The sequence below is a fragment of the Kitasatospora sp. NPDC034035 genome (genome assembly GCF_055575755.1).
The window spans coordinates 1-2295 of record NZ_JBVISA010000104.1; the positions used below are offsets into that span (position 1 = coordinate 1).

The following is a 2295-nucleotide window of genomic DNA, read 5'->3' on the forward strand; positions in this document are numbered from 1 at the left end:
CCTGACCGGTGAACAGGAACGCCGTCCGCCCCTCCACCACCGAGGCCTGACCACCGGACACCGCGGCCAGCCCGGCCAGCAACTCCGCACGATCGCAGGCCACGAACCCCGCCCGGAACTCGAACGCCGCCCGGCCCGTCGCCAGCGAGAACCCCAGATCCGCCACACTCGGCGCACCATCGCCCTCGACCACCGCCACCAACCCCGCCGCCTGCGCCACAAGCGCCTCCGGGCTTCGCGCCGAAAGCACCACCGGCACCACCGGCGACACCGGCGACACAACCGCGGCCGAGGGCACCTCGTCCGCCGGCGGAGCCTGCTCCAGCACGGCATGCGCATTGGTGCCGCTGAAGCCGAACGAGGAGATGCCCGCACGGCGCGGCTCACCGGTCTCCGGCCAGTCGACGTTCTCGGTCGCCAGCGCGACGGCGCCGGCCGTCCAGTCGACGTGCGGGGACGGCGCGTCCACATGCAGGGTCCGCGGCAGGACGCCGTGCTGCATCGCCATGACCATCTTGATCACACCGGCAACACCGGCCGCAGCCTGGGTGTGCCCGATGTTCGACTTCACCGACCCCAGCAGCAGCGCACGGCCGTCCCGACGCTCCTGACCGTACGTCGCGAGCAGAGCCTGCGCCTCGATCGGGTCACCAAGGCGGGTGCCCGTGCCGTGCGCCTCCACCGCGTCGATCTGGTCCGCCGTCAGCCCGGCACCGGCCAGAGCCTGCCGGATCACCCGCTGCTGCGACGGACCGTTCGGCGCCGTCAGCCCGTTCGACGCACCGTCCTGGTTCACCGCAGAGCCACGGACCACCGCAAGCACCGGATGCCCGTTGCGCCGGGCATCCGACAGCCGCTCGACCAGCAGCATGCCGGCGCCCTCACCCCACGCCGTGCCGTCGGCGGCCGCGGAGAACGCCTTGCACCGGCCGTCGGCGGCGAGACCGCGCTGACGGCTGAAGTCGAGGAAGGTGTCGGGGGTGGCCATCACAGTGACGCCGCCGGCGAGGGCGAGCGTGCACTCACCGTTGCGCAGCGCCTGGACGGCGAGGTGCAGGGCGACCAGCGAGGAGGAGCAGGCGGTGTCGACGGTGACCGCCGGGCCCTCCAGGCCGAAGGTGTAGGAGAGGCGGCCGGAGACGACGCTCGCGGCCGTGCCGACGCCGAGGTGGCCCTCGAGTTCCTCGGGCGAGCTCATCAGCAGGGCGAGGTAGTCCTGGCCGTTGGTACCGGCGAAGACGCCGGTACGGCTGCCGCGCACGGTGGCCGGGTCGATGCCCGCACGCTCGAAGGCCTCCCAGGACGTCTCCAGCAGCAGCCGCTGCTGGGGGTCCATGGCGAGCGCCTCGCGCGGAGAGATGCCGAAGAACGCGGCGTCGAACTCGGCCGCGTCGTGCAGGAAGCCGCCCTCGCGGGTGTAGATCGTGCCGACCCGGTCGGGGTCCGGGTCGTAGAGGGTGTCGGTGTTCCAGCCGCGGTCGGCCGGGAGCCCGGACATTGCGTCGCCGCCGCCGACGAGCAGCTGCCAGAGCTGCTCGGGCGAGGCGACGCCGCCGGGGAAGCGGCAGCTCATGCCGATGATCGCGATCGGCTCGTCCTCGGCGGCCGTACGGGCGGTGCCCTCGGCGACGGCGGCGGGCTGGCGGCCCACGAGTTCGGTGCGGAGGTGGTCCGCGAGCGCAGCGGCGGACGGGTAGTCGAAGACGAGGGTGGTGGGCAGGCGCAGCCCGGTGGCGGCGGCCAGGCGGTTGCGGAGTTCGACGGCGGTCAGCGAGTCGAAGCCCAGCTCCTTGAACGCCCGGCCGGCCTCGACCTGGTCCGTGCCGGAGTGGGCGAGCACGGCCGCGACGGTGGTGCGGACGAGGTCGAGCATGACGCGCTGCTGCTCGGCGGCCGGGAGGCCGGCGAGGCGGTCGGCCTGCGAGGAGCTGACGGCTGCAGCGCCGGAGGCTACGGTGGCCGCGGCCGCGACCTGGCGGGCCTCGGGGATCTCGTCGAAGAGCGTGGTGGGTCGGACGGCGGTCAGGCCGGGCAGGAAGCGGTCCCAGGCGATGTCCACGACGGTGAGGGCACCGTCGCCGTGCTCGACGGCCTGCCGGAGGGCGGCCATCGCCAGGCGCGGGGCCATCGGCGGGACGCCGTCGCGGTGCAGGCGCTGCTCGACGGTGCCGTCGGCGGCCATGCCGCCCTGTGCCCACGGGCCCCAGGCGATCGAGGTGGCGGGCAGACCGTCGGCCCGACGCTGCTCCGCAAGCGCGTCCAGATAGGCATTCGCAGCCGCGTAGTTGCCCTGCC

Annotated in this window: 1 protein-coding gene; it reads right to left on the reverse strand. The window is 74.0% G+C overall.

What is annotated here, in order from left to right; translation table 11 throughout:
- On the reverse strand, positions 1 to 2295 hold a 2295-nt coding region (locus tag ACZ52J_RS42790), incomplete at both ends, for a type I polyketide synthase (RefSeq protein WP_465626841.1).